A 519-nucleotide genomic window follows, 5' to 3' on the forward strand; every position below is an offset into this window, starting at 1 on the left:
GGCCTTAGAAATGAAGAAAGTGAACGAAGTTTCTACTGTACCTGTTTCTAAGGAAGCTGAATTTTGTAATTTATGCAATGTGCAAGGACATTCACTTGAAGATTGTCCTTCATATCCTACTTTTCAGGAGTCTTGCAAGGACCAAGCCAGTGTGAATGCTATTAATCAAGGACCATACCAAAAAGCTTCAAATTTCCAGCCTGGTGAGACATACAATTCAAATTGGAAGAATCACCCAAATTTCAAATGGAGAAATGATGCAAACTTCGGTCCTTACCAAGGAAGTTCACAGCAATTCTACTCTCCACAGCAGCAGAAACAACAAGGATACTACCCACAAGGGCAATATCAGAACCATCCAGGTAATGCTCTAAATTACCAACCACAAGCACAAGGGTTTTCTAATCACCCTAATGCTAACTTTGCACCACCTCAGAATCAATCAAATTTTGCTCCTCAGCAAAATCAAATGATTCCTCCTGTGTACCAACCTCCAAATAAAAAAAGTTTTGAAGACTT

The 519-nt window shown here is 39.1% G+C and carries 1 protein-coding gene; it reads left to right on the top strand.

All coding sequences use genetic code 11. The features are described from left to right. A partial coding sequence (locus HLA95_RS27870) for a hypothetical protein (RefSeq protein ID WP_222185239.1) occupies positions 1 to 519 on the top strand: 519 nt, incomplete at both ends.

Origin of the sequence: Geminicoccus harenae (genome assembly GCF_019800005.1) — a bacterium.
Classification (GTDB): Bacteria; Pseudomonadota; Alphaproteobacteria; order Geminicoccales; family Geminicoccaceae; genus Geminicoccus; species Geminicoccus harenae.